26 protein-coding genes are annotated in these 25100 nt (G+C 34.8%); 15 read left to right on the plus strand and 11 right to left on the minus strand.

The features are described 5' to 3' along the window. Positions 1-12: 12 nt before the first annotated feature. Positions 13-2133: a carboxy terminal-processing peptidase gene (locus tag V7P73_RS02390; protein ID WP_333851162.1), complete on the minus strand. Its 2121-nt coding sequence runs from the start codon at positions 2131-2133 to the stop codon at positions 13-15. Between the two features lie 172 nt (positions 2134-2305). Between V7P73_RS02390 and surE the strand changes: the two genes are divergently transcribed. Together surE and V7P73_RS02400 are read left to right on the plus strand one after the other, a co-directional pair. After that, the gene (gene surE, locus V7P73_RS02395) at positions 2306-3070 is read left to right on the plus strand and encodes a 5'/3'-nucleotidase SurE (protein ID WP_333851164.1); all 765 of its coding nucleotides are present in this window, start codon (positions 2306-2308) and stop codon (positions 3068-3070) included. 7 nt (positions 3071-3077) lie between these two features. Continuing rightward, positions 3078-3647: a Crp/Fnr family transcriptional regulator gene (locus V7P73_RS02400; RefSeq protein WP_333851166.1), complete on the plus strand. Its 570-nt coding sequence runs from the start codon at positions 3078-3080 to the stop codon at positions 3645-3647. Positions 3648-3827: 180 nt separating this feature from the next. On the opposite strand, the gene V7P73_RS02405 is transcribed toward V7P73_RS02400, so the two are convergent. The 5 genes from V7P73_RS02405 to V7P73_RS02425 form a co-directional block, all read right to left on the minus strand. Further along, on the minus strand, positions 3828-4334 hold the full coding sequence (locus V7P73_RS02405; RefSeq protein ID WP_333851168.1) for a hypothetical protein: 507 nt from the start codon (positions 4332-4334) through the stop codon (positions 3828-3830). Positions 4335-4398: 64 nt separating this feature from the next. Further along, a complete protein-coding gene (gene lysA, locus V7P73_RS02410; protein ID WP_124801238.1) occupies positions 4399-5598 on the minus strand; it encodes a diaminopimelate decarboxylase in 1200 nt (399 codons plus the stop codon). Positions 5599-5817: 219 nt separating this feature from the next. Continuing rightward, positions 5818-7041 (minus strand): 3'-5' exonuclease, encoded by a 1224-nt coding sequence (locus tag V7P73_RS02415; RefSeq protein ID WP_333851173.1) that lies wholly within the window; start codon positions 7039-7041, stop codon positions 5818-5820. A gap of 50 nt (positions 7042-7091) precedes the next feature. Next, entirely contained in the window at positions 7092-7712 is a 621-nt protein-coding gene (locus V7P73_RS02420; RefSeq protein ID WP_333851175.1) for a hypothetical protein, read from the minus strand. A 2-nt stretch (positions 7713-7714) separates the two neighbouring features. Further along, positions 7715-9247 (minus strand): helicase HerA-like domain-containing protein, encoded by a 1533-nt coding sequence (locus V7P73_RS02425; RefSeq protein ID WP_333851177.1) that lies wholly within the window; start codon positions 9245-9247, stop codon positions 7715-7717. Between the two features lie 128 nt (positions 9248-9375). On the opposite strand from V7P73_RS02425, the gene V7P73_RS02430 reads away from it, so the two are divergent. The 7 genes from V7P73_RS02430 to V7P73_RS02460 all read left to right on the plus strand — a co-directional run bounded on the left by V7P73_RS02430 (position 9376) and on the right by V7P73_RS02460 (position 15180). After that, entirely contained in the window at positions 9376-10257 is an 882-nt protein-coding gene (locus V7P73_RS02430) for a bestrophin family protein (protein ID WP_333851179.1), read from the plus strand. A 2-nt stretch (positions 10258-10259) separates the two neighbouring features. Continuing rightward, positions 10260-10799 carry an RNA methyltransferase gene (locus tag V7P73_RS02435; RefSeq protein ID WP_333851180.1) on the plus strand — a complete coding sequence of 180 codons (540 nt, stop codon included), beginning with the start codon at positions 10260-10262 and terminating at the stop codon, positions 10797-10799. A gap of 171 nt (positions 10800-10970) precedes the next feature. Beyond that, positions 10971-11624 (plus strand): CBS domain-containing protein, encoded by a 654-nt coding sequence (locus V7P73_RS02440; protein ID WP_333851181.1) that lies wholly within the window; start codon positions 10971-10973, stop codon positions 11622-11624. Between the two features lie 3 nt (positions 11625-11627). Continuing rightward, positions 11628-12500 (plus strand): NAD kinase, encoded by an 873-nt coding sequence (locus V7P73_RS02445; RefSeq protein WP_312420252.1) that lies wholly within the window; start codon positions 11628-11630, stop codon positions 12498-12500. A 105-nt stretch (positions 12501-12605) separates the two neighbouring features. Next, entirely contained in the window at positions 12606-13673 is a 1068-nt protein-coding gene (gene fbaA / locus V7P73_RS02450; protein ID WP_333851183.1) for a class II fructose-bisphosphate aldolase, read from the plus strand. An 87-nt stretch (positions 13674-13760) separates the two neighbouring features. Then, on the plus strand, positions 13761-14618 hold the full coding sequence (gene accD / locus V7P73_RS02455) for an acetyl-CoA carboxylase, carboxyltransferase subunit beta (RefSeq protein ID WP_333851185.1): 858 nt from the start codon (positions 13761-13763) through the stop codon (positions 14616-14618). Positions 14619-14670: 52 nt separating this feature from the next. Then, positions 14671-15180, plus strand: coding sequence for a DUF6973 domain-containing protein (locus tag V7P73_RS02460; RefSeq protein ID WP_333851186.1), 510 nt, complete (start codon positions 14671-14673; stop codon positions 15178-15180). Positions 15181-15234: 54 nt separating this feature from the next. Here V7P73_RS02460 and metQ read toward each other — a convergent pair whose 3' ends face one another. The 3 genes from metQ to V7P73_RS02475 form a co-directional block, all read right to left on the minus strand. Further along, complete coding sequence (gene metQ, locus V7P73_RS02465; RefSeq protein ID WP_333851187.1) at positions 15235-16035, minus strand: methionine ABC transporter substrate-binding lipoprotein MetQ; 801 nt, start codon at positions 16033-16035, stop codon at positions 15235-15237. A gap of 102 nt (positions 16036-16137) precedes the next feature. Continuing rightward, positions 16138-16791 (minus strand): methionine ABC transporter permease MetI, encoded by a 654-nt coding sequence (gene metI, locus V7P73_RS02470; RefSeq protein ID WP_333851189.1) that lies wholly within the window; start codon positions 16789-16791, stop codon positions 16138-16140. Continuing rightward, complete coding sequence (locus V7P73_RS02475; RefSeq protein ID WP_333851191.1) at positions 16781-17809, minus strand: methionine ABC transporter ATP-binding protein; 1029 nt, start codon at positions 17807-17809, stop codon at positions 16781-16783. The genes metI and V7P73_RS02475 overlap by 11 nt, the downstream gene beginning before the upstream one ends. Before the next feature lie 405 nt (positions 17810-18214). Between V7P73_RS02475 and V7P73_RS02480 the strand changes: the two genes are divergently transcribed. The 6 genes from V7P73_RS02480 to V7P73_RS02505 all read left to right on the plus strand — a co-directional run bounded on the left by V7P73_RS02480 (position 18215) and on the right by V7P73_RS02505 (position 22571). Further along, on the plus strand, positions 18215-19615 hold the full coding sequence (locus V7P73_RS02480; RefSeq protein ID WP_333851192.1) for a nucleoside recognition domain-containing protein: 1401 nt from the start codon (positions 18215-18217) through the stop codon (positions 19613-19615). Positions 19616-19655: 40 nt separating this feature from the next. Further along, positions 19656-20048 (plus strand): hypothetical protein, encoded by a 393-nt coding sequence (locus V7P73_RS02485; RefSeq protein ID WP_333851194.1) that lies wholly within the window; start codon positions 19656-19658, stop codon positions 20046-20048. 8 nt (positions 20049-20056) lie between these two features. Further along, positions 20057-20509 carry a tRNA (cytidine(34)-2'-O)-methyltransferase gene (locus V7P73_RS02490; protein ID WP_333851196.1) on the plus strand — a complete coding sequence of 151 codons (453 nt, stop codon included), beginning with the start codon at positions 20057-20059 and terminating at the stop codon, positions 20507-20509. Between the two features lie 143 nt (positions 20510-20652). Beyond that, the gene (locus V7P73_RS02495; RefSeq protein WP_333851198.1) at positions 20653-21414 is read left to right on the plus strand and encodes an alpha/beta fold hydrolase; all 762 of its coding nucleotides are present in this window, start codon (positions 20653-20655) and stop codon (positions 21412-21414) included. A gap of 91 nt (positions 21415-21505) precedes the next feature. Beyond that, a complete protein-coding gene (yihA, locus tag V7P73_RS02500; RefSeq protein WP_333851200.1) occupies positions 21506-22129 on the plus strand; it encodes a ribosome biogenesis GTP-binding protein YihA/YsxC in 624 nt (207 codons plus the stop codon). Beyond that, complete coding sequence (locus tag V7P73_RS02505) at positions 22122-22571, plus strand: GNAT family N-acetyltransferase (RefSeq protein ID WP_333851202.1); 450 nt, start codon at positions 22122-22124, stop codon at positions 22569-22571. The genes yihA and V7P73_RS02505 overlap by 8 nt, the downstream gene beginning before the upstream one ends. Positions 22572-22726: 155 nt before the next feature. On the opposite strand, the gene V7P73_RS02510 is transcribed toward V7P73_RS02505, so the two are convergent. Together V7P73_RS02510 and V7P73_RS02515 are read right to left on the minus strand one after the other, a co-directional pair. After that, a complete protein-coding gene (locus V7P73_RS02510) occupies positions 22727-23392 on the minus strand; it encodes a response regulator (protein WP_333851204.1) in 666 nt (221 codons plus the stop codon). After that, complete coding sequence (locus V7P73_RS02515; protein WP_333851206.1) at positions 23382-24947, minus strand: ATP-binding protein; 1566 nt, start codon at positions 24945-24947, stop codon at positions 23382-23384. Before V7P73_RS02515 ends, V7P73_RS02510 begins: the two co-directional genes overlap by 11 nt. Between the last annotated feature and the right edge of the window lie 153 nt (positions 24948-25100).

Below are 25100 nucleotides of genomic sequence, written 5' to 3' on the forward strand. Positions count from 1 at the left end.
GTTCCTTTTTTGTTATTTAATTTTCGAAAGTACATCTACCGTTTCTTCCAGATAGAAATCTCTTTCAAGATTTTTTCTCCAGTTTTCTGTTTTTTTAGCAAATGCTTCGTCTTTTTTGATTCTTTCCGCTTCGTCTGTGTGAAGGGTAAATTTCAAACCGTTATTGAATTTATCCAAACCTTTGAACTTGTCGATTTGAGCTTTACGCGTTTTCATCAGTTCATTGAATTTGGTTTGATTCAAAGTGATTGTTTCTTCTTTGTCAAGCGCTTCTTTCCATTCTGCAGATTCCTGTAACATTTTGTAGTTGTTGTTATTAAGTAATTGCTTATCTAATTCTGCTTGTAATTGAGGAACATTAAGTCCAGTCAATTTTTTATAAGACGTAGTTTCGATTTTGTCCCAAGGCAAAGCGAATTGGTCAAAACGTTCTCCAACTTCTGCGTAAGAAAAGAAATCTTTCATTTTAAGGTCAGCTTCTACACCTTTTCTCTGAGTTGATTCTCCAGAAACTCTATAGAATTTTTGGATCGTCAGTTTTAAAGCTCCAAAATCGTCATTCGTGTTCAGGAATCTATTCAATTCCACAAAAGTCTGAACCGTTCCTTTTCCGAAAGAACTTGGCGAACCAATCACAGCCGCTCTTCCATAATCTTGAAACGCTCCCGCAAGGATTTCTGAAGCGGAAGCCGATAATTCGTTTTGCATCACTACCAATGGACCAGTCCAGATTGGGTCATTCGATTTATTACTTAGAACTTGGATTTTTCCTCGGCTGTCTTTTACTTGGACATAAGGACCAGCATTCATAAATAATCCCATAATGTCGCCAACTTCGGTCAAAGAACCTCCACCATTGCTTCTAAGGTCAAGGATGATTCCTTCTACATTTTCTTTCTTAAGTTTGATTAATTCTGCTTTGATATCGTCAGAAGCATTTCTACCTTTTGGATCTTCAAAATCGACGTTGAAACTTGGAAGGTAAATGAATCCGTATTTCTTACCATTTTTAGAATTAACAACAATACTTCTTGCAAAAGTGTCTTCTATAGCCACTTCCTCACGAATCATTGTTACCTCTTTGATGGTCTTGTCTTTTTTCTCAACGGTCAAAGTTACGGGTGTTCCTTTTTCCCCACGAATCAATCTAACAGCCTCGTCAGACAACATTCCGACAACGTTCACAGGTTCTTCGTTTGGTTTGGATTTTACTTTTAGGATTTTGTCGCCCGCAGTTAATTGTTTTGATTTCCAAGCTGGTGCACCAATTGTCAATTCACCAAGATATAAATAACCTTTCTTTTCCTGAATCAAAGCCCCTATGCCAATCACTTTTCCAACGAATTGCATATCAAATTCCTCTTTGTTTTTCGGAGAGAAATAATTGGTATGTGGGTCAAAAACTTCGGTATAAGCATTCATATAAACTGTGAACCAGTCCATTTTCTTTCTCTTTTTGAATCTTCTGAATGAGTCCGTAATCAAGTCTTTTACTTCTGAAGTGGCTTTGACACGCTTCTGTTCCGCTGTTGTTGGCGCATATTTTATTGTATCCGGAAGTTTGTTGTTCACGACAGAGTCTTTCTTCTTTTTCTGAGCCTCTTCCTTGCTGTTCAGCGTTTCAATTTCCTGAAGGATATTGTACTTGATGTACTTTTTCCATTCTTCACGCTGCTGTTTCGCGTCAAGAGGGTTAACTCTTTTCTTTGGCTCAAGTATTAATTCATCATTTTCATCCAAATTAATTGGTTTGGAAAGTATATCCTGAGTCATTTTATCAATCTCATCTACACGCTGATAAAGTCTGTCGATAGTCAATTTGTAGAAAACAAGATTTCCTTGGTTAAGGTAATCATCCAGCTTTGTGTAATGCTTTTTGAACTCATCCATATCAGACTGCAGAAAGTATCTTTTAGAAGCATCTACGCTTTCAAAATACTTATCATAAACATCTTGAGAATAAGCATCATTGATTGGTTTGGGACTATAATGAAGATAAGAAAGAGTGTTTTTTACGCTTACCATAATGGTTTGCATTTTTTCATCATCATTTTGAGGAGAGTTGAAACAGAACATCAGCGTCATTAATGGCGCAAACATCAGTAGTTTCTTGAACTTGATTTTTTTGAACATATATTTTTAAATCTGTACTTGGATTAGTATTTTTTTCGTTTTGAATGTTACGAAGATATTCAAAAACGAAACCAAATTTAACACCTTATTTTAATTAAAGTATTATAAATTGGTTATTTTTGAAAGAATTATGAAAATATCGCAAAAAGCGAAAAAAAATAAAGAAAAATTTATGAGTAAACCATTGATACTGGTAACCAATGACGACGGAATTACTGCGCCGGGCATCAGAAAATTAATTAGCATAGTCAACGAAATAGGAGATGTAATTGTTGTAGCTCCTAATTCTCCTCAAAGTGGAAAAGGCCACGCTATCACCATCAACTCAACTCTTAGCTTTGAAGAACTGAATCTTGATGGACCTCAGAAAGATTTCTCTTGCTCTGGAACGCCTGTGGACTGTGTTAAAATGGCTTTAGATAAAATTCTTCCAAGAAAACCAGATTTGGTTGTTTCGGGAATCAATCACGGTGCAAATTCTTCCATTAATGTTATCTATTCCGGAACAATGTCTGCGGCTGTGGAAGCTGGAGTAGAAGGGTTGCAAGCAATTGGTTTTTCTCTGTCCGATTTGAAATGGGAAGCAGATTTTGACCAAGCTGAAGTTTTTATCAAAGATATTATTCTGAAAACTCTGAGAAATCCAATGCCTAAAGGAGTTGTTTTGAATGTTAATATTCCGAAATTAAACAAAGAAAAAATCAAAGGCGTCAAAGTCTGCAAACAAGCTAACGCCAAATGGGAAGAAAGTTTTGACGAAAGAACCAATCCACACGGAAGAAAATATTACTGGTTGACGGGTTATTTCAATAATATGGATGAGTCCGAAGATGCAGACGAAACGGCTTTGGCTAATGGCTATATTAGTATTGTACCTGTGAAATTTGATTTGACAGCTTATGAATATATGAACGAACTTAATTCTATCTATAAGTAAAAAATGAATGGAGTTTATCAAACAATTACTTCTGTCTAAAAATATTCCCCTTAACGACCAGGATTGGGATCAGTTTGCAAAAAAAAATATTAGGAAAGAATATAAAAAGAAAGACCTTATCTTAAAAGCTGGAGAAGTAGAAAATTATCTGTCTTTTGTAGAAAAGGGAGCAGCAAGACTTTTCTTCGAAAAAGAAAATAAGGAATTGACGATCAGATTTGTTTTTAATTATCAATATCTAACAGCTTACGACTCTTTTACACAACGCACACCTTCCCGATGTAATGTGGAAGCGCTTACGGATATGGTTGTTTGGCAGGTGCATTATGATGATTTACAGGAGTTTTACAAGATTCATACAGTCGGGAATCTAATTGGGAGATTAACAATTGAAGCACTCTATGTAGAAAAACTTAACAGAGAATTTTCTTTTCTAAGTGAAACTGCAGAAGAACGATACCTTTCACTTTTGAAAGAACAACCAGATCTTTTCCAAAAAATTCCGTTGAAGCATATTGCTTCGTATATGGGCATTACGCCACAGGCACTTAGCAGAATCAGAAAACGTATTTGTTAACCATGGTTCATTTTATTGGAACTATATAAACTATACTTTTGCCTAAAATCAATTCTGATTAAAAAATCCGAATGAGGGAAGAAAGGCGTTTAGAGAAATCTGAATGCTTTTTTTAGCAATGATAGCAGGGTAGAAACTAAAAACAACCGCTAATTTAATTTAGCGGTTTCTGTTTTTATATTAATTAAAAGCATTGTCATAAGTCATTGATGAAAAATCGATTTTCAGAATAGCTTTAGAATCTACAGGATTTCCGTTACATTTGGCAGGAATCCAAGTTTTATTCATTTTAGTCGCTACGTCTTTCAAGTCTCTAAGGAAAGGTTCACTATTGGCAACTTTTGGTCCTGCTTCTACTTTAGAAAGAATACCATCTTTCGTAACATCCAGTTTTACAAAGAACAATCCGTTGATAGAGTAAGAGTTCCAATTGACATTTTGCTGAAGTTTTTCTTTTAACTCTTTGATGTAAGCATCTGTTCCGCCTGGATATCTCAAGCTTTTGAACTGAGAAGGATTACACGATTCGTCTTTTATTTGATAAATGCCTCGCACGCTGTAAGTCACAGAACTTGTAGAAACATCTGCCATTGGAATATCGATATTCAAAGATTCTTCTACATCGCCATTTTGAGCAAAAGCCAAAGAGGAGATTAACAAGCCTAATGAAAATAGGATTGATTTCATAGTATTTTGATTTGTTTAAATTAGATTGAAATTTTATTCCAAAATGATTCTGATTAGCAATAGATTACAAAACTTCAATCTGGTTTTTTAATAAATCTTCAAACTCGTCTCTTTTTCTGATAAGGTGAGCTTTTCCGTCAAGAAACATCACTTCTGCCGGTTTCAGTCTGGAATTGAAATTAGAACTCATTTCAAAACCATAAGCTCCGGCATTTCTGAAAACAATAATATCGCCTTCTCTCACTTCATTGATTTTTCTGTCCCAAGCAAAAGTATCTGTCTCACAAATGTTTCCAACCACAGTATAGATTCTTTCTGGACCTTTTGGATTCGAAAGATTCTCGATAATATGATAAGAATCGTAGAACATCGGACGAATCAAATGATTAAAACCTGAATTAACACCAACAAAAACAGTCGCAGTTGTTTGCTTTATAACATTCGATTTTACAAGGAAATGTCCGCTTTTACTTACCAAGAATTTCCCTGGTTCAAACCAAAGCTGGAATTTTTTTCCTGTAGATTCTTCGTGTTTTTTAATCGCAGCGTTAACTTTTTTCCCAAGAGATTTCACATCCGTTTCGATGTCGCCGTCTTGATAAGGAACTTTGAAACCGCTTCCCATATCCAGATATTTTAGATTTGGAAAATGTTCAGCCAATTCGAACATAATTTCCAAACCTTGAAGGAAAACATCAGGGTCTTTGATTTCGCTTCCCGTATGCATATGAAGTCCTTCCACATTGATGTTGGTAGATTTCATAACACGCTCGATGTGACGAAGCTGATGAATAGAAATCCCGAATTTAGAATCAATATGTCCAGTTGAGATTTTGTAATTTCCTCCAGCAAAAATATGTGGATTGATTCTCACAAAAATCGGATAAGAACCTCCGAATTTATTTCCAAATTGTTCCAAAATCGAAATATTATCAATGTTGATATGAACATTCAGAGACATTGCTTCCTCGATTTCTGCTAGGTCAACGCAATTAGGTGTGAAAAGGATTCTGTCGTTTGAAAAACCGGCTTTCAAGCCCAATTTCACTTCGTTGATAGAAACGCAATCAAGAGAAGCGCCTAACTTTTCGACATATTTCAGGATGTTGATATTGGTTAAAGCTTTGGCTGCGTAGAAAAATCTTGTGTTCTTCGAGAAAGAAGAAGTCAGTTTTTCATATTGTTCGCGTATCGAATTAACGTCATAAACATAAACGGGTGTCCCGAATTCTTTTGCTATAGCCAGCAAGTCCTGATTTGTCATAAGGTAGATTTTTAAAAATAAAAAGGCAGATTCTTATAAAAAGAGTCTGCCGCAATAGATATCTTATGCACGCAACTCTTTATACATTCCAAACCTTAGAGAACCTTACAGCTCCCTTTTTTCCGATTTTGCTTTGTTTAAAATATTGCATTGCTTTGTTTAAAATTTTTCGCAAAATTAGAGTTTATCTGTAAATCCTGCAATGTTTTAGGTTGATTTTTATTTTTCAGGAAGCGCAGAAACCTCAAACTCATTCCTCAAAAGTGCCAACTGCAAATCATTTAGCAAATCTTGCGTAAATCTTGGTACAGGCAACATCAGTTTTTTAATTTTATCCAAAGACTGAATCTGATGATACAATTCATAAAAACCAAAACCAATTAATTTACCTTTTTCCAAAACCAAAAACGATTTTTCTCCCAAAGTTCGTCCGGATGAAGACCAGATCTCATTTCTTCCCTTGATATTAATTTTCTGAGTAAATTCTACCAAATCTTTCAATTCTTCTCGGGATTTGATGTAATTAATCGCCTTCAAACCTTGCGTAAAACTCTTGAATCTCAGTAAAGGTTTATCTTCCTGAAGTTTAATTTTCTCAAGAATATATTTGTTCTTTCTGTAAAACAGTCCGAAAGTCAATTGTTGCCTTTTGTGGAAGCCTTTGTTTTGCATCATTAGTTTGGCAATCAAATCAGTTCCAGTCAGTTCGTAGGAGATTTTTTCTGTCTCTTCCTGTATTTTTTTATACTTCGCTTTATCAGAATCGAAAATTTTCTTGGCAGATTTATATAAGTCTTCTACAACATCGGAACTGATGATTTTTCCATCCGAGTTTTGGAAATAGAGAATTCCTCTTTCGTTTGGCAAATCTTCCGTCAAAATCTGAACTTTACTGATGTAATTTTTCTCCAGATTTTCCTCTTGTTGTGATTGAATTATTTCGTTGTTTTTATCCTTGATAATCAATAATTTAAACAAGTCCAAAGTCGCTCTCGCGTCGCCACTTGCACGATGCGCTTCACTCAAAGGAATTCCGATTGACTTACAAAGTTTACTTAATGAATAACTTTTCTCATCCGGAATCAGATTTTTAGCCAAAGGAATGGTGTCTAAAGTTTTGATTGTGAAGTCGTAACCGAGACGTTTAAACGATTGGCGAAGCATCCTGTAATCGAAATCGATATTATGACCAACTAGTACAGAATCTTTGGTTATTTCAACAACGCGTTTGGCGATTTCGTGAAATTTCGGAGCTGTAATTACCATTTTTGAGGTAATTCCAGTCAACTTTTGCACAAAGGCAGAAATCTCACTTTCGGGATTCACGAGAGAGATAAATTGGTCAGTAATCTCGTGACCGTCATAACGATAGATAGCAATCTCAATAATGCTTTCTTTCCTAAATGGTGCGCCGTTACTTTCTATATCTATTATTGAGTACATCTACATTTTTCGTTCTACAAAGTTAATTTTAATTATTGTAATCCAACGGTTCATTTTAGCATACGATTATTAATCAATTCTACTTTTTCTATAGAACCTGTTGGAGAAATAGATATGTTTTTCCCTCCTTTTTCGACGAAAAAATAATAGACGCTGTTAGAATCAATCATATAAACTTCGACAGATTTTCCAGAATCGTAAGTTATTTTATGATTAAAAGTCATCTTATTATTTTCAATTCTGTCTCTTGCGGTAATGCCAAATCCAATTCCTCCGCCCAAGAAAAAACAGGCAATCATCATCAAAAGTGAATTTAAGAATTGATTTTTAATATGATTTTTGAAATCGTGGTCTGTCGCATTTTCATTCTTAGTCCAAAAATTCTTGTAAATCATAGAACTGCGAACCCAATTTTTATGACTGTTGCTCACTTGAAATCTATTATATAGAAACAGTGCATAATTGATGCCTACAACAGCAATTAATAGAATTGGATAACGAGTCAAATCCGCAATAGGACTCATCAAAACATCCGTAATTGAAGAAAATTTGATAAAATTAATTCCCAGCATATAGAAGAAAACGCCATCTTTCAAAATCCCCAAAATAATCAGGTAAAAATATCCCAATGGAAGGAGTGTCTGTAGTCTGGTAATCAATTTGTAATCCATAGTTACCTTCTCTTTTTCATACTAAACATTCCCAAAATAAACTTGGCGCCTTCTCTTGCTAAAGTATTCAGGAAAGTTTTTCCGGCTCGGCTTTCGATAACTTGCTCAAACATTCCTTGCTCTGGTTTTGGTTGTGCGGTTCTTCCTCTGGTTGGTGTTGGAATGGCAGTTTGTGTATGTTCTTCGATTCTTTTGGTCAGAATTTCGTAAGCACTTTCTTTATCGAGGTCTTGTTCGTATTTTTTGACAAGGTCAGAATTTCTTGTCAGTTCATCAATTTCTGATGCAGTTAAAATATCCATTCTACTTTCCGGCGAAATCAAATACGTTTGAACCAAAGGTGTTGGAATTCCTTTCTCATCCAATGCGGTTACAAAAGCTTCTCCAATTCCTAGATTTTGAATGAGTTCGTTAGCTTTGTAAAACTCTGTCGTTGGATAATTTTCTACCGCTTTGTCAATTTCTTTTCTGTCTTTTGCGGTGAAACCTCTCAAAGCGTGCTGAATTTTCAATCCTAATTGGCTCAAAATATTCTCAGGAACATCTCCAGGAATTTGAGTAATAAAATAAATTCCGATTCCTTTGGAACGAATCAGTTTTACCATCGTTTCGATTTGAGAAAGCAAGGTTTTCGAAGCTTCGTTAAAAAGTAAATGCGCTTCATCAATAAATAAAACTAACTTCGGTTTTCCACTGTCGCCTTCTTCTGGAAAAGTCATATAAATCTCGGCAAACAACGATAAAATAAAGGTCGAGAAAAGATTAGGTTTATTTTGAATGTCATCAACTCTGAAAATATTCACAACACCCTTTCCATCTCTGGTTTTTAGCAAATCATCCACTTCAAAACTTGGTTCTCCAAAGAAAGTTGTTGCGCCTTGCTGTTCCATTGCTACAATTGAACGTAAAATAGCACCCAAAGATGCGGGAGCAATCGAGCCGTAATTATCAGCCAATTCTTTTTTACCAATCGGATTATCTGTCACATATTGCAACACTTTTTTCAAATCCTGCAAGTCAACCAAAGGCAAAGCTTTGTCATCACAATATTTGAAAACGATTGACATAATGCTTTGCTGTGTGTCATTCAATTCAAGGATTTTACTCAGTAAAATTGGGCCGAATTCTAAAACTGTTGCACGAAGTTTAACGCCTTTTGCACCGGAAATTGTCATCAATTCTACAGGAAAACTCTGTGGCGAATATGGTAATTGCGTTTTAGAATATCGGTCTTTGATGTTGTCGTTTTCCGTTCCTGCTTCAGCAATTCCGGATAAATCACCTTTGATGTCCATTACCAAAGTCGGGATTCCGGCGTGAGACAACTGCTCTACAAAAACCTGAAGTGTTTTGGTTTTTCCGGTTCCAGTAGCGCCGGCAATCAATCCGTGTCTGTTGACTGTTTTCAGAGGAATTGAAACATTGACTTCTGTTATAACTTCGCCGTCCAGCATACCTTTTCCGAGGATGATGTGTTCGCCTTTAGGATTGTATTTTGCGCTCAGGTCGGTTATGAATTTTTCTTTATTTGACATCGATTGTTTTTTTTCAATCCTTAAATTTAAAAATAATTTTCAGAAACAATTTAAAACTTTAGGGAATTATAAAGTTATCACAAGATTTTAGCTGATATCAATTATCTTTGTCATCTAAAGTTTTTTGTATGCGCGCTTACAACACAAAAAATTTCCTCAAAATACTCATCAGTCTTCATAAAAGTGACACGCTGAGTATCCTTTTTCCAACGATGCTGCTCGTGGGAGCTTATTCTTACGGCATCTATTATTTGGAAGTAGAATATCTACATTTGACGTCCAAATCTTCGGTGATTAATATTGGAATGATTCATTCTTTGCTGGGATTTGTTTTGTCTTTGCTATTGGTTTTTAGGACCAATACTGCTTATGACCGTTGGTGGGAAGGGCGAAAGCTTTGGGGAAAACTGGTCAATGACAGCCGGAATTTTATGATTAAAATAAGTAGTATCTTGGATGATAGAGATGTTAAAACCAAAAGTCAGATTGCACGTTATCTTAAATTTTTTCCTCATTTGCTGGCAACGCATCTTTCCAAAGAATCGACGAGATTGCTTTTGGATGAGGATTTTACAGACCTTAAAAAAGAACTGAAACATCACGGACCTGCAGAATTGGTTTTTTTACTGACTAAGAAACTTTATCAACTCAAAAAAGAAAATAAAATTTCTGATACGGAAATGTTGTTTCTTGATACGCAATTGTCAGGATTTTTGGATGTTTGCGGAGGTTGTGAAAGAATTAAAAATACGCCAATTCCTTATTCTTATTCATCATTCATCAAAAAGTTTATCGTTTTCTATGTTTTGGCTTTGCCAATTGCCAATGTTGTGAATCTTGGATTTTTTATGATTCCGATTACGATGTTTGTATATTATGTTCTGATGAGTTTGGAGCTTATTGCGGAAGAAATAGAAGACCCTTTCAATAACGATGAGAATGATATCCCAATGGAATCTATCGCACAAAATATCGAGAGAAATATCGATTTAATTTTAAATAAAGCCTGATTTTGACAAAGAAACTGAAACTAGAAGAGCTAGGAAGAATAGATGTAGAAACCTTCAAAAAAACAGCAAAGATTCCTTTGGTTGTGATTTTGGATAGCGTGAGAAGTATGCACAATGTTGGTGCTATTTTCAGAACTGGCGACGCTTTTCTGATAGAAAAAATGGTGCTTTGCGGAATCACGCCTCAACCGCCTCATCGCGAAATTCATAAAGCAGCGCTTGGCGCAACCGAAAGCGTGGATTGGATTTATGAGCAAGATATCAATGTTGCAATAGACAATCTTAGAAAAGAAAACTTCGAAATTATCGGGATTGAACAGACTTCATCAAGCCAATTGATAACGGATTTTGAAATTAATTCTGACAAAAAATATGCTTTGATTCTCGGAAATGAAGTTGATGGAATTAGTGATGAAGCTTTACCGAATATTGATACTTTTCTAGAAATCCCACAACTCGGAACAAAACATTCTCTGAACGTAAGTGTCTGTGGTGGCGTTGTAATATGGGAATTTGCGAAGAACCTTGGAATTAAAAAATAAAAAAACTGCAAACACAAAAAAGTGCTGCAGTTTGAAATAAATCTAATAAAAAGTAAAAATGAAAGGCGACAAAGATATATTTTTATTGATATATAAAGCAATAGTTGTTGTAAAAAAATATAAAAATTTTTAAAATCTTTTGTGGATAAGTAATTTTTGTAAATTAGCATAATGTTTATCAAAGATTACATTTCCAAAGACTATCCCGCTTTCGGCGTCAGAGATTCTATAGAAGAGGCTTCTGAGGTTGCTAAGGAATTTGGATATTCGCACGTTTTCATTGTAAGCAAAGGCATTTTTCTCGGTGGATTGAGTCAACCATTTTTGGAAGATAGTCCGGAAGGCAATCTGGATTCGCTTAACATCCATTACGAGCGTTTTGCGATTATGGAAGACAGCAGCTTGTTGGACAGCATAAAGCTTTTCCATACCTTCAATGCGAATGTAGTTGCTGTGATTTCCAAAGAAGAAAAATATTTGGGTTACATCTCTTGTGACGATATTTTCAATGAGTTTTCCAAATACCCTTTGTTTTCCGAAAACGGAGCGATTTTGACAATTCAAACAACGGGATTACATTATTCTATGACAGAGATTTCTCAGATTGTAGAAAGTAATAATGGGAAAATCTATGGAACTTTTATCAGTGCAATAAAAGAAGACACCATAGAAATTACGCTCAAAATCAGTAATGAAAATCTAAGTTCAATAGATGAAACCTTTGAAAGATATGGCTATAATGTTATCAATAAACATTATGATGACGAGAAAGAAGAACTGTTGAAAGACCGTTTTGGATTTTTCCAGAAATTTTTAGAAATATAATTGATGAAGGCAGCTATCTATTCTCAAAAAAAAGACCTCGATACATTTTTGTATCTCAACCGATTCATTTCCGAATTGGCGCTGCGAGAAGTAGCGGTTGTTCTTCACGCAGAAATGGCGGAGAATCTGAATTTTTCTAAAGAATTTGATACATTTTCCGGAAAAGAAGAACTTAAAAGTAAAAATGTGACTATCGTTTTCAGTTTCGGAGGTGATGGAACGATTCTGAATGCTTTGACCTTTATTCAAGACCTTGAGATTCCGATTATTGGCGTCAATACAGGGCGACTAGGATTTTTGGCGAATTTCCGAAAAGACCAAATCTTTGATGAGTTAGATTCGATTATTCTTGACAAAAATTATAATATCAGCGAACGTTCCGTCATAAAAATTACAACAGACGATAATTCTCAGATTGATTTTCCTTTTGCCTTAAATGATGTCAGCCTTTCCAGAAAAGAAACAACATCGATGATTACGGTGGAATCTTATATTAATGATGAATTCCTGAATGTTTTCTGGGGCGATGGGTTGATTGTGTCAACACCTACAGGTTCAACAGCTTATTCTTTAAGTTGTGGAGGACCGATTATTTCTCCATCCAATGATAATTTTGCAATTTCACCAATTGCACCTCATAATTTGAATGTTCGTCCGCTCATCGTAAAAGACGATTCCAAGATAAAATTGACAGTAAAAAGCCGTGTTCCGCAATATACTTTGGCTTTGGATTCGAGACTTTATCATATGGATGTGGGTAGCGAAGTTATAATTGAGAAAGCTGAATTTTCCTTATTTCTCATCAAACCAAAAAATTTCAGTTTCTACGAAACTATTCGTCAAAAACTGCTTTGGGGAAATGATAAACGGAATTAAAAACAAAAAATATTATCTACAACATAGGATTTGTAAAAATGAAATTTGAATTGTTAATAATTTCGTAAGTTTACAGTCTAAAAAATCTTAAAAAATATAATAAAAATGAGCAGAAAATTTCCGGCAGGAGTTGCCACTGGTTCTTTAGTAACAGAGATATTTGATTATGCCAAAGAGAAGCAATTTGCACTTCCGGCAGCTAATGTGATTGGTTCTAGTAATATCAACGCGACGTTAGAAACTGCTGCAAAACTTAATGCTCCAGTAATTATCCAGTTTTCAAACGGAGGTTCTATCTTCAACGCTGGAAAAGGATTGAGTAACGACGGACAAAAAGCTGCAGTTCTAGGAGCTGTTGCTGGTGCAAAACATATCCACACTTTGGCAGAAGCTTACGGAGCGACTGTTATCCTTCACACTGACCATTGTGCTAAGAAATTGTTACCTTGGGTTGACGGACTTTTGGATGCAAGTGAAGAATTTTACAAGCAAAACGGAAAGTCTCTTTACTCTTCTCATATGTTAGATTTCTCAGAAGAACCAATTGAAGAAAACCTAGAAGTTTCTGCAAAATACTTCGAGAGAATGAACAAAATGGGAATGACTCTTGAAATCGAATTGGGAGTAACTGGAGGTGAAGAAGATGGTGTTGACAACTCTGATGTAGACAGCTCAAAGCTTTACACGCAGCCAGAAGAAGTAGCATACGCTTACGAAATCCTTAAAAAAGTGTCTGACAATTTCACAATCGCAGCGGCTTTCGGAAACGTACACGGTGTTTACAAGCCAGGAAACGTAAAATTGACTCCAAAAATTCTTGACAATTCTCAGAAATTTGTTCAGGAGAAATTCGGAACTGCTGAGAAGCCAATCAACTTCGTTTTCCACGGAGGTTCTGGTTCTACAGTAGAAGAAATCCGTGAAGCGATTGGTTACGGTGTTGTAAAAATGAACATCGATACAGATTTACAGTTCGGTTACACAGAAGGAATCAGAGATTATATGATAGAACAGATTGAATATCTGAGACATCAAATCGGAAATCCAACTGGCGCAGATGCTCCAAACAAGAAATTCTACGACCCGAGAATCTGGGTAAGAAAAGGAGAGGAAACGTTTATCAAGAGATTGACTCAGGCTTTCGAAGACCTGAACAATATCAATACACTTTAATTAAATTGTAAATTTTAGATTATAAATTTTAAATGTTAATGATGCTTAATTTTTATAATCTAAAATCTAAAATCTAAAATTATATCAATGGCATTTGATTGGTTTAAAAGAAAAACCCAAAACATTACCACTTCTACAGAGGACAAAAAAGATGTTCCAAAAGGACTTTGGCACAAAACGCCTACTGGGAAAATTATAGAAGCTGAAGAACTTAAAGCTAATAATTTTGTGTCTCCGGAAGATGGTTTCCACGTAAGAATCGGAAGTAGAGAATATTTCGATATGCTTTTTGACGACCACAAATTCAAGGAATTGGATGCGGATGTGGAAAGTGTGGATATTCTTAAATTCAAGGATACAAAATCTTACACAGACCGTCTGAAAGAAGTGAAATCAAAAACTAAACTGACAGACTCTATCAGAAATGCAACCGGAAAAGTAAACGGTGTAGAAATGGTGGTTTCTTGTATGGATTTTGCTTTTATTGGAGGTTCTTTGGGCTCAGTAATGGGAGAAAAAATCAGAAGAGCCATCGATTATTGTATCAAACATAATTTGCCTTATATGATTATCTGCCAATCGGGTGGAGCGAGAATGCAGGAAGCGGCTTATTCATTAATGCAATTGGCGAAAGTTCAAGCTAAGTTGGTTCAGCTTTCTGATGCGGGATTGCCTTATATTGCTTATTTGACAGATCCAACTTTTGGTGGAATCACAGCTTCTTTTGCAATGACTGCTGATGTGATTATTGCAGAACCAAGCGCTTTGATTGGATTTGCAGGACCTAGAGTTATCCGTGAGACAATAGGTAAAGATTTGCCAGAAGGTTTCCAGACTTCAGAATTCTTGCAGGAAAAAGGTTTTGTTGATTTTATCGTGAAAAGGACAGAAATCAAAGAGTCGATTTCAAGAATCGTAAAATTATTGGTACACGAGTATCATTAATTAAACTTAAATACAAAATTCACTCTCTCAAATTTGGGAGAGTTTTTTATTGATGAGATTTATAGGTATATTTTTCAGAACGCTCAAATCATTAACCTTTGGAAAACTGTTTAAAGTTTTTTCTATTGGATTGATGCATCCTTTGTTCGCCATTTTATACACTTACGCAAGCTTCAGAACCTTTGCTAAAGCAAAAGAGTTATATCCTGAAACCAACTCTAATAATGGCAAAGGAAATGCTTTCCGACATTCATATTGGTGTTGTTTGATTATGATGTATTTCTGCAAAGTATCTTCGCCAGAAAAATCATTGAAATGGTGTGAAAAACTTACCAATATGCACGAAGATCTTTTTCCCAACAAACCTTTGGAAACTAAAATGGATTTGCATAATAACAGAGTCGGAATGGATTATTTTATGAGTTTGATTCCGGGCGTTCATCGTCAGTTTTTTGAAAGCAGTTTTTTCATCGAGGAATTGCAGAAGAGGACGGAAAATGCGGTTCTTATAAAGTCTGTGGATGAGGAAGTTGATGAAAATCAATTGATATATCTGGAATAAAAAATTGACAAACCAAAAGATTTGTCAATCAAAATTAGATATAGAATAGAAGTTTTACCACGCTTTCACAGCGCCTCCTTTGAAGGTTTGTTTCGCTGCAGTTTCTACTTCCGGAGATTGGTATGCTTGTACAAATTTTTTCACTTTTTCTTCATTCTTATTATCTTCTCTGGAAACAATTAGATTAGCGTAAGGCGAGTCTTTATCTTCAGAAAACAAGCCTTCTTTTTCAGGGTCAAGACCAGCCTGAGCAGCAAAATTATTATTGATAATGGCCAAAACCACTTTTTTATCTTCTAAAACTCTTGGGATTTGTGGTGCTTCTAATTCTAAGATTTTCAGATTTTTCGGATTTGCGATGATATCAGTTACTTTTGGCAACAATCCAACGCCGTCTTTCAATTTCAGAATACCTTGTTTTTGTAATAATAATAAAGAACGTCCGCCATTGGTTGGGTCATTAGGAATCACAATAGTTTGACCAGTCTGCAATTCGGAAAGTGATTTTATTTTTTTAGAATAAGCCACAATCGGGAATACAAAAGTTTTTCCCACAACTGCCAATTTATAACCGCGCTGTCTGGATTGTTCTTCCAAATAAGGCAAATGCTGAAAAGCGTTCACGTCCACGTCACCTTGACTCAAGGCTTCATTGGGAACAACATAATCATTGAAACTAACCAATTCTACATCCAAACCATATTTTTCCTTTGCTACTTTTTTCGCAGCTTCGGCAAGATTTTGTTCTGGTCCGGTTGCGATTCCGACTCTTAAAACGTTCGGATTCGATTCTTTTTTGTTGCAGGCTGATAAAGTGATAATAGCCAATGCTAAAGCAAATATTTTGTGTTTCATACTTGTAAGTATTTTAAATGATATAAAGTTGTATTTTATATTTTTAAGACGTTTGATTTTAGTCTATCAAATGACAACTAAAAATAATCAACCATAAGAATTTTATCTATGATTGAATTTTTTTGAGAGAAAGTCTCCGGAAATCTGGATAATGAAAACCAGTACAATTAATAAAATCAAAACTGAATTCATTACCGCAAAATTATATCCGATATAGCCGTACTGATAACCAACTTGTCCTAATCCACCCGCGCCAACTGCACCGCCCATTGCAGAATATCCGACAAGTGTAATTAATGTAATACTTACGTTGTTGATTAGTGAAGGTAAAGCTTCTGGTAAAAGGACTTTTCGGATGATTTGAAGCGGTTTTGCGCCCATTGCTCTCGCTGCTTCTATCAATCCTGACGGTATTTCCAACAGGCTGTTTTCTACCAATCTCGCAATGAATGGAGCAGAACCCACACTCAGCGGAACCAATGCTGCAGAAACGCCAATCGATGTTCCAACAATAGTTCTTGTGAAAGGTATCATCCAAACAATGAGAATGATAAACGGAATCGAACGGAAAATATTGACTATAATTGATACGATTTGGTGTGATATCTTATTTTCCAATAATTGGTCTTTTCTTGTGAGGAAAAGGAAAATTCCCGTCGGTAATCCTAAAACAAATCCGAAAAATCCTGAAACCAAAGTCATTACAATTGTCTCAATCGTCCCTTGAAATAACAAATTGATGATACTATCCGACATAACCTAAAATTTCTGTGTTTGTATATTCATTTTCCAAATAAGATAATGCTTCATTGATATTTTTTCCTTGTAATTCCAAAATCAAAACACCAAAATTCAAATGACCAACATATTCCAATTGAGCACTGATAATCTTAGCTTTAACCTGAAATTTTTCAAAAAGATTAAGAATTACAAAACTCTGCTCATCATTGCCTCCAACCAAAATTTTAACCAAAGGATAATCATTTTCGCTGGCGATTTTACGGATAGAATTTTGATAAATCAAGGGCAATTCTACATTCAGAGAAGCCTGGATAAAACCTTTCGTTATTTCCTTTTCCGGATGAATGAAAATCTGTTCCACTTTTCCTTGTTCTACTAATTCTCCATTATCAATCACAGCTACTTTATCGCAAATACTTTTAATCACTTCCATCTCGTGCGTGATGAGAAGAATCGTAAGATTCAGTTTTTGATTAATAGATTTCAGAAGTTGTAAAATCGATTTCGTGGTTGCTGGGTCTAGAGCGCTTGTGGCTTCATCACACAACAAAACTTTTGGGTCATTCGCCAAAGCTCTCGCAATCGCAACTCTCTGTTTTTGTCCGCCAGAAAGATTTGCAGGATAATCTTTTGCTTTTTCTTTCAGCCCAACCAATTCCAAAAGCGAATCCACTTTTTCCTTTATTACCGACTTCGATTTTCCTTCTAATTCTAATGGAAAAGCAATATTGTCAAAAACAGTTCTTGATGATAACAAATTAAAATGCTGGAAAATCATTGCAATCTTTCTTCTTTCCAAAGTCAGTTGGGATTCAGATAATTTTGTCAATTCTACATTATCGACAATCACTTTTCCTTCATTTGGTTTTTCCAGAAGGTTCACGCAACGGATAAGTGTACTTTTCCCCGCACCAGAAGTTCCAATCACGCCAAAAATTTCTCCTTTTTCTACAGTCAGAGAAACATTGGACAAGGCTTGGATGGTTTTATTTTTAGTTGTAAAACGTTTGGTAACGTTCTGTAGTTCAATCATTTTTATTCATTTATTAAAAAATAAAAAACCTTTCAAATGAGTTATGAAAGGTTTTCAAAATAAACACACTATTTCTTCTTCATATAAATCTTATGCAACAAACAAATTTCAACATTGTCATAGTGTTTTAAAAAAAGCCTTTGCAAAACTATAAAATTCAATTCATACTAAACAAGTATAATTTGTATTAAATGACAAATGTCAGTTTTCCAGATGTTGATTTGGGCAGCTTTATCCGTGCTCCGTTCCCGCTATTTTTTTGCCAAGCATTTGCCAAACAAAAAAATGAGCTCCACTCAGCTCGGGCTGCATATTCGCTGTTCCAATCTAACTTCTAATTTCTAAAATCTAACTTCTTCAATTTATTCGCTTTTTTCATACATTTACTAAAAATTAATTTTCCGAATGGTTTTAAGCAGGATTTGGTCAGCCTTCATCATCATTGCAATTGCGGTTGCATCAGTTAAATATTTCAGTTCAGAAAATTACAGTCAGATTTTCAACGATATGGTTGTTGGGAAAGGTGGCGACACGATACAGATCTCGCAGAAACCATTGGCTCAGATTTCTCCGGATATTCAGAAAGTGTTATTAACAAATCCAAATTTCGAAGACAGTCATATCCATTACAAAATGGATTCTCTTCAAAATGTCAAAACTTACCGAGTTGCAGAAACTGATGGCGTAATTGGAACCAGCGAAACAGCTGTTAATATCTGTTTAAAACTCATCGGGATTATGGCTTTGTTTATGGGCTTTATGAGCATCGCCGAAAAAGCGGGCGGAATTAATTTTCTAAGCCGATTAATTCAACCATTTTTCTCAAAATTATTTCCGGAGATTCCAAAAAATCATCCATCGTTTGGACATATGATGCTGAATTTCAGTGCCAATCTTCTCGGTCTTGATAATGCTGCAACACCTTTCGGACTCAAAGCAATGGAAAGTCTCCAAACTTTGAATCCTGATAAAGATAAAGCGAGCAACGCCCAAATTATGTTTCTATGTCTGCACGCCAGCGGATTGACATTAATTCCGGTTTCAATCATCGCAATTCGTTCTTCAATGGGTTCGGAAACACCGACAGATATTTTCCTGCCTTGTATGATTGCGACTTTTTGTGCGACTCTCGCAGCGATGACAATCGTTTCAATCAGACAAAGAATCAATCTTTTTCAGCCAATAGTTTTGGCTTACGTTGGTGGAATTTCAGCAATTATTGCATTACTAGTAATTTATCTGGTTCAGTTGAATAAAGAAGAATTAGACTCTTTCAGCAAAGTAATGAGCAACGGAATTATTCTGCTGATTTTCTTAGCAATTGTCCTTGGCGCAGTTTACAAAAAAATCAACATCTTCGATGCGTTTATTGATGGTGCAAAAGAAGGATTTACGGTTTGCGTGAAGATTATTCCATATTTAGTTGGAATGTTAATCGCTATTTCATTATTGAGAACAAGTGGCGTTTTTGATGTCATTATCGATGGAATGAAATGGATTGCCAGCGCATCACATCTCGATACTAGGTTTGTAGATGGTTTACCGACAGCTTTGATAAAACCACTTTCAGGTTCTGGAGCCCGCGGAATGATGGTTGACACAATGAAAACTTTTGGAGCAGACAGTTTTGCAGGGAAATTATCCGCCATTTTACAAGGGAGTTCTGATACGACATTCTATGTTATTGCCGTTTATTTCGGTGCCGTAGGAATTAAAAATACAAGGTATACAGTTGGTTCTATGTTGTTGGCAGATTTGGTAGGGGTTGTTGTATCGGTAATTTTGGCTTATTTGTTTTTTGGTTAATAATTTGCCAAACTAAATTCGAACAATTAAAACCTACAAAATGATTCAAGATAAAGATTTTACACTTCGATTAATTCGGCAATTAACACAAGCTTTAGAAAAATTATTGCTTGGTAAACCGGAGGAAAGTCTGATGCAAAAAGAATTGGATTTTGATTCTTTGATGAAAGATATTTTTAAAATTGATTTCAAAGAATTAGCTTCGAAATCAGAAGAAGAAATTATAGAAATAGTAAAACTTCGGGAACCTAAAGACCACGCAGATTATTATGAGATGCTGGGCAATGTTTTTATGTTTCATTATCGATTAGAAGGAACAAAAGATTTTGCAGACAAAGCCAAAACATTCTACGAATTATATCTGCAAACCAGCGGAATTTTTGCTTTGCCAATCATCAATAGAATCAATGAACCGAAAGCCGTTTTAAATTAAATTTCAAAATGTTAAATGTAGTTTTAGTAGAACCAGAAATTCCTAATAATACAGGAAATATTGGTCGTTTATGCGTAGGGACAGAAAGTAAGTTGCACTTGATTCATCCGTTCGGATTTGTCATTAATGATGCTAATTTGAAGCGTTCTGGCTTAGATTATTGGGTTCATCTGAATGTTACAGAATATCAAAACGTGGAGGAATGGATGAATGTAATTCCAGATAAATCCCGAGTTTTCCTAATGAGTTCGCACGCAACCAATTCTATATATGAAAATGAATTCCAAGATGGAGATTGGCTCGTTTTTGGAAAAGAAAGTCGTGGACTAAGTCAAGAGGTTTTGGATTTATTCGAAAATCATTTGACCATTCCAATGTCAAAGTTGATACGAAGCTTCAATATTGCTAATTCTGTGGCGTTTGTTGTTGGAGAAGCGAAAAGACAGATTGCTTTGAAATAATAATCGAATATTAAAATATTATTATAACCATATCAATAATTTGACATCAGTGTTAAAATAATTTAATTTTGACCACATTAGTAGGATTAAAATAAAAAAATAATTCTTTTATTTGTATTTTTGCGCGTTATCGAAAGAGCATTATGATTTTTAAGACAAAAAAGGACACGAAATATAGTTATGTAGAAGCGGGTGAAGGTCATCCAATGGTGCTTCTGCACGGACTAATGGGTGGATTGAGCAACTTCGATAAGATGATTAAATTCTTTTCGGATAAAGGTTACCAGGTCTTTGTGCCACAGTTGCCTATCTACGATTTACCAATTCTGAATACCAATTTGGCTTCAATTTCTAAGTTTGTTGCTAAGTTCATTACAGACGTTATTGGGAAACCAGTAACAATTGTTGGTAATTCTATGGGCGGACATATCGGATTGATTTTAACAACCTCTCGTCCAGAATTAGTGAAAAATCTTGTCTTAACAGGAAGTTCTGGTTTGTACGAAAGAACTTTTGGAGACAGTTTCCCGAGAAAAAGTGATAAAGATTATATCAAGAAAAAAACTCAAGATGTTTTCTACGACCCTATTGTAGCGACAGATGAGTTGGTAGATGAAGTTTTTGCGGTGGTGAATGACAGAATGAAAGGCATCAAAACCGTGATGTTGGCAAGGAGTGCTATCAAACATAATATGCTTAACGACCTTCCGAAAATCACTTGTCCGACTTGTATCATCTGGGGAAAACAAGATAATGTAACTCCGCCGGAAGTGGCAGAAGATATGCACAAATTCATCCCCAATTCCGAATTGCATTGGATCGACAAATGTGGGCACGCTGCGATGATGGAAAAGCCGGATGAGTTCAATGAGATTCTTTATACTTGGTTGCAGAAAGTGATGTAAACCAATTAATTAATAAAAACTTTTCAGACCATTAAGAATTTGAATTATTTTAAATAAATTGGATTCTTAATGGTTTTTAAATTATAAAAATATGGTAATCAAAACCGCAGAATTTGTAAAAAGCAGTCAGAAATGGCAGGATTGTCCAGAACCGACAATGCCAGAATATGCTTTCATCGGACGTTCCAATGTTGGAAAATCTTCTCTCATCAATGCGATGATGAATCATAAAGACCTTGCAAAAACTTCCCAAACACCAGGAAAAACCCAATTAATCAATAATTTTTTGGTTAATGAAACTTGGTCGCTTACCGATCTTCCAGGTTACGGTTATGCGCGAGTTTCTAAAAGCCAAAGAAAGGATTTTGAGAAATTGATTACCAATTATATCCTCAACAGAAAAAATCTTGTCAATCTTTTTGTTTTGGTTGATGCCCGTCATACACCACAGAAAATCGATATGGAATTTATGCAATGGCTTGGCGAAAGCAGTGTTCCTTTTTCCATCGTTTTTACAAAAGCGGATAAACTGAAATCTGGTGCAGCAGACAGAAATGTAGAAATCTATAAAAATGAACTGTTGCAAACTTGGGAAGAACTTCCTGATATTTATGTGACATCTGCGGAAAAGAAAACCGGTACCGATGAGATTTTGAAGTATATCGAACAGACCAATGCTTTTTTGGCTAAAAATAAAATCAGATTCGATGACTAGTGTAGTTTGGAAAATCAAGACGTTTTCTGAGCTAGATACGACAGAACTTTACGAAATCATCAAAGCCAGAATCAATGTTTTTGTAGTAGAGCAAAATTGTCCTTACCCAGATTTGGACAATTATGACCAAAAAGCGATTCATCTTTGGGCAGAAAAAGAAGGCAAAGTTTTGGCTTACTGCAGAATTTTTGACAAAGGAATCAAATATGCGGAAACGTCCATTGGAAGAGTAATTACTACAGAAAAAGGAAGAGGAACAGGTTTAGGAAAACAACTGATTGCTTACGCTGTTGATGTTATTGAGAATAGATTCCGAACTACTGAAGTGCGGATTTCTGCTCAGGATTATTTATTGAAGTTTTATTCTGGATTTGGTTTTAAAGAAACTGAGAAGAAATATTTGGAAGATAATCTTCCTCATACAGAAATGTTTAGAGCATAATAAAAGAGCCTGAAGTTGCACTTTAGACTCTTTCTGAAAAATGAAAGTATTCTTGATTTGTGTTTTTACGGTTATTAATCTGTTGCAAAATTAATTACATAAAATCACATTTCTTTACGGGAAAACCGTAAAATTCAATAAAAATTACTTTTTTCTTAAATTATTCCAATATTCTTGCTGGAAGCAATTAATTCTTCGGTATTTTTCACGGCTAATGACAGCTTCATCATATTAATTCTTTTTTCTACGCTACTCAAACTGTTGGGATAGATATTCTGCTCTTGTAGTTTTTTGGGAATATTTTTTTGTAAAATTCCGTCCGATAATAATTTCAATAAAATAATATCATAATTACTGAATTCTATTGTGTTAGCACTTTTTGTAGGAAGTTTTAAATCATGAGAAAAGTAAGTGTTTCCGTTGTAAACTGCTTCTATTGCTTTTTTTAATTCTTTAGAATCAGATCTTGCTTTTTTTACATAAGCATTAATGCCAAACTCTTTGAATAGCAAATCAATAACACCAATCCTGTGTTCTCCAGAAAAAACAATCACTTTCAGTTCTGGGTATAAATCCCGACAACATTTTATCAACTCCCGACCATCTTTTATCATTTGTTTTTTATGGTCCTCTTCAAAAGAAAGATCGGTAATCAGAACTTCATAAGGAGATCCTATAGCCAATGTTTTTTTCAATTGTTCAAGAGCATCATCGCAATAATAAACGTGATCTACATTAGGAATTTGTAAATCTTCCAATACTTTTTGGACAGAGAAATTGCTACTTTCGTGATCTTCTGCAATTAATATTTTACTGAACATAAAAACAATGTTTTATTGATAATTTTAAACCTCCTGAATGATTTTTTTCTATAATCAAGTCTGAATTTATTTCTTTCAAGCGAGATTTTATATTGTTGAATCCGTTCTTTTCAACGAAATTTTTCGGTAATCCAACCCCATTATCAGAATAAACAATTTCATAATTATGATTCTCTTGACTGAATCTTAAAATAATCTGTGTCGCAGAACTGTGCTTTTTCATATTAACGAGTAATTCTCGAATAATCTGATAGATCTCTTCTTTGAATTTTGAACTTAAATTATCCCAAAAATCGGAGTCGTTTCCAATGATAATAATTTTTGTTTCATCATTGTCAAAAGAGCTTACCAATCCAAAAATTTTATCCTGAAAATCTTGCTGAGTGTTATCATCATAAGACAAATCTCGGGATTTTTCGTACATCAATTCCAACTTATCCAAGAGTTTTTCTTTTGGCAAATCTTTTTGATTTTCGATCGTTGTCATAACTTCATAAATCCCATTCGCTACAACATCGTGAACTCTTTTTGATAAATCTAATCTCTGTTCTTGTAGCTTATTATTGGATTCTAATAGTAATCTTTCTCGTCTTTTTTTGATCCAAAAATATGAGATAACTACAATGATGATGAAAACTGAAATCAGAACACTGATGATTATTTTTTGAATCTGAACCTGATAGTCGTGAGAAGCGTGTTCTTTTTGAAGAATTAGATTTTCGGTTTTAGCCTTTTCACTATCAAAACGGATCAGTGCAAATTGGTTTTTGGCTTTGTTCTGCGCATTAACCAAACTATCTTGTGTTTTGGAATATTGTTCAAAATAGTGCTGTGCCTCAGTTCCGTCTGATGATTTTATTAAGGTTTTTAAAGCTTCTAACTCATCTGCAGGATATTGTAATTTTTTAGCAAGTGTCCGCATTTTTTTTGCATAAAACTTGGCGGAGTCTGGTTTTTTATTGAGATAATAAGCCGCTAGATAAGCGTAAGCTGCATCTTTGTCCCAATCATCGTCCCAATTCTTGCTTAGCTTTTCTGCTTGTAAATAATTATTAACAGGATTGTAATTATTATTTTGAAACCATTTGGATCTGGAATAATTGAGTAAAAGTCGTGGATAAAACTCACTTTTTGAACCAATACTGTCAATGAGTTTTTTGTAAATAGAAATCGCTTTGGCAAAATCTTTTTCATTATGATGCGCAATTGCCAAATTATTGAATAACATCAATTTATCAATAGGATCTTTTGTAAAAAGTAAAGCTTTGTTATAGAAGCGCCTTGCATTATTATAATTTTTTAGATTGTCGGAAGCAACCCCCAAATTGTTATAATTGCAAAATAGAGAATAATAATGTGCAGTGTCTTTTTCTTTAAGAAATTTTAAGGCTATCAAACTGCTTTCAATACTTCCAAAATTATCACCAGTGTTTTCTTGGATAATGGCCATATTAACAAAACTTTTTGCCATTCCAAAACTATCTTTTCTCTTTTGGAAAAGATCTTTGCCTTTGTTCAAATAATAGAAAGCGCTGTCTGTCTGATTTTTATCCATCAAAACAAAAGCCCTTTCATAAAAAGGATTCAGCTCTTTTTTTTTGGTTGTGTCTTTGTGTTGTTCAGTTTTTTCTGTGCAGGAAAACAGAAGCAATAACAAAAAACAAAAAATCGACTTTTGCAAACATCATAATTTATTCGAAATTTAAGA

This window comes from Epilithonimonas sp. (assembly GCF_036780765.1).
In the GTDB taxonomy this organism is placed as follows: Bacteria; Bacteroidota; Bacteroidia; order Flavobacteriales; family Weeksellaceae; genus Epilithonimonas.

Bases quoted from the DNA above. Each gene is read 5' to 3' on its own strand.
- yihA (WP_333851200.1), top strand. From the start codon at position 21,506: ATGGTAATCAAAACCGCAGAATTTGTAAAAAGCAGTCAGAAATGGCAG.
- V7P73_RS02485 (WP_333851194.1), top strand. From the start codon at position 19,656: ATGATTCAAGATAAAGATTTTACACTTCGATTAATTCGGCAATTAACA.
- V7P73_RS02390 (WP_333851162.1), bottom strand. From the start codon at position 2,133: ATGTTCAAAAAAATCAAGTTCAAGAAACTACTGATGTTTGCGCCATTA.
- V7P73_RS02425 (WP_333851177.1), bottom strand. From the start codon at position 9,247: ATGTCAAATAAAGAAAAATTCATAACCGACCTGAGCGCAAAATACAAT.
- metQ (WP_333851187.1), bottom strand. From the start codon at position 16,035: ATGAAACACAAAATATTTGCTTTAGCATTGGCTATTATCACTTTATCA.
- V7P73_RS02400 (WP_333851166.1), top strand. From the start codon at position 3,078: ATGGAGTTTATCAAACAATTACTTCTGTCTAAAAATATTCCCCTTAAC.
- V7P73_RS02420 (WP_333851175.1), bottom strand. From the start codon at position 7,712: ATGGATTACAAATTGATTACCAGACTACAGACACTCCTTCCATTGGGA.
- V7P73_RS02495 (WP_333851198.1), top strand. From the start codon at position 20,653: ATGATTTTTAAGACAAAAAAGGACACGAAATATAGTTATGTAGAAGCG.
- V7P73_RS02510 (WP_333851204.1), bottom strand. From the start codon at position 23,392: ATGTTCAGTAAAATATTAATTGCAGAAGATCACGAAAGTAGCAATTTC.
- V7P73_RS02440 (WP_333851181.1), top strand. From the start codon at position 10,971: ATGTTTATCAAAGATTACATTTCCAAAGACTATCCCGCTTTCGGCGTC.
- V7P73_RS02515 (WP_333851206.1), bottom strand. From the start codon at position 24,947: ATGGATAAAAATCAGACAGACAGCGCTTTCTATTATTTGAACAAAGGC.
- fbaA (WP_333851183.1), top strand. From the start codon at position 12,606: ATGAGCAGAAAATTTCCGGCAGGAGTTGCCACTGGTTCTTTAGTAACA.
- V7P73_RS02475 (WP_333851191.1), bottom strand. From the start codon at position 17,809: ATGATTGAACTACAGAACGTTACCAAACGTTTTACAACTAAAAATAAA.
- metI (WP_333851189.1), bottom strand. From the start codon at position 16,791: ATGTCGGATAGTATCATCAATTTGTTATTTCAAGGGACGATTGAGACA.
- V7P73_RS02490 (WP_333851196.1), top strand. From the start codon at position 20,057: ATGTTAAATGTAGTTTTAGTAGAACCAGAAATTCCTAATAATACAGGA.
- V7P73_RS02415 (WP_333851173.1), bottom strand. From the start codon at position 7,041: ATGTACTCAATAATAGATATAGAAAGTAACGGCGCACCATTTAGGAAA.
- V7P73_RS02480 (WP_333851192.1), top strand. From the start codon at position 18,215: ATGGTTTTAAGCAGGATTTGGTCAGCCTTCATCATCATTGCAATTGCG.
- V7P73_RS02505 (WP_333851202.1), top strand. From the start codon at position 22,122: ATGACTAGTGTAGTTTGGAAAATCAAGACGTTTTCTGAGCTAGATACG.
- V7P73_RS02445 (WP_312420252.1), top strand. From the start codon at position 11,628: ATGAAGGCAGCTATCTATTCTCAAAAAAAAGACCTCGATACATTTTTG.
- surE (WP_333851164.1), top strand. From the start codon at position 2,306: ATGAGTAAACCATTGATACTGGTAACCAATGACGACGGAATTACTGCG.
- V7P73_RS02430 (WP_333851179.1), top strand. From the start codon at position 9,376: ATGCGCGCTTACAACACAAAAAATTTCCTCAAAATACTCATCAGTCTT.
- accD (WP_333851185.1), top strand. From the start codon at position 13,761: ATGGCATTTGATTGGTTTAAAAGAAAAACCCAAAACATTACCACTTCT.
- V7P73_RS02405 (WP_333851168.1), bottom strand. From the start codon at position 4,334: ATGAAATCAATCCTATTTTCATTAGGCTTGTTAATCTCCTCTTTGGCT.
- V7P73_RS02460 (WP_333851186.1), top strand. From the start codon at position 14,671: ATGAGATTTATAGGTATATTTTTCAGAACGCTCAAATCATTAACCTTT.
- lysA (WP_124801238.1), bottom strand. From the start codon at position 5,598: ATGACAAATCAGGACTTGCTGGCTATAGCAAAAGAATTCGGGACACCC.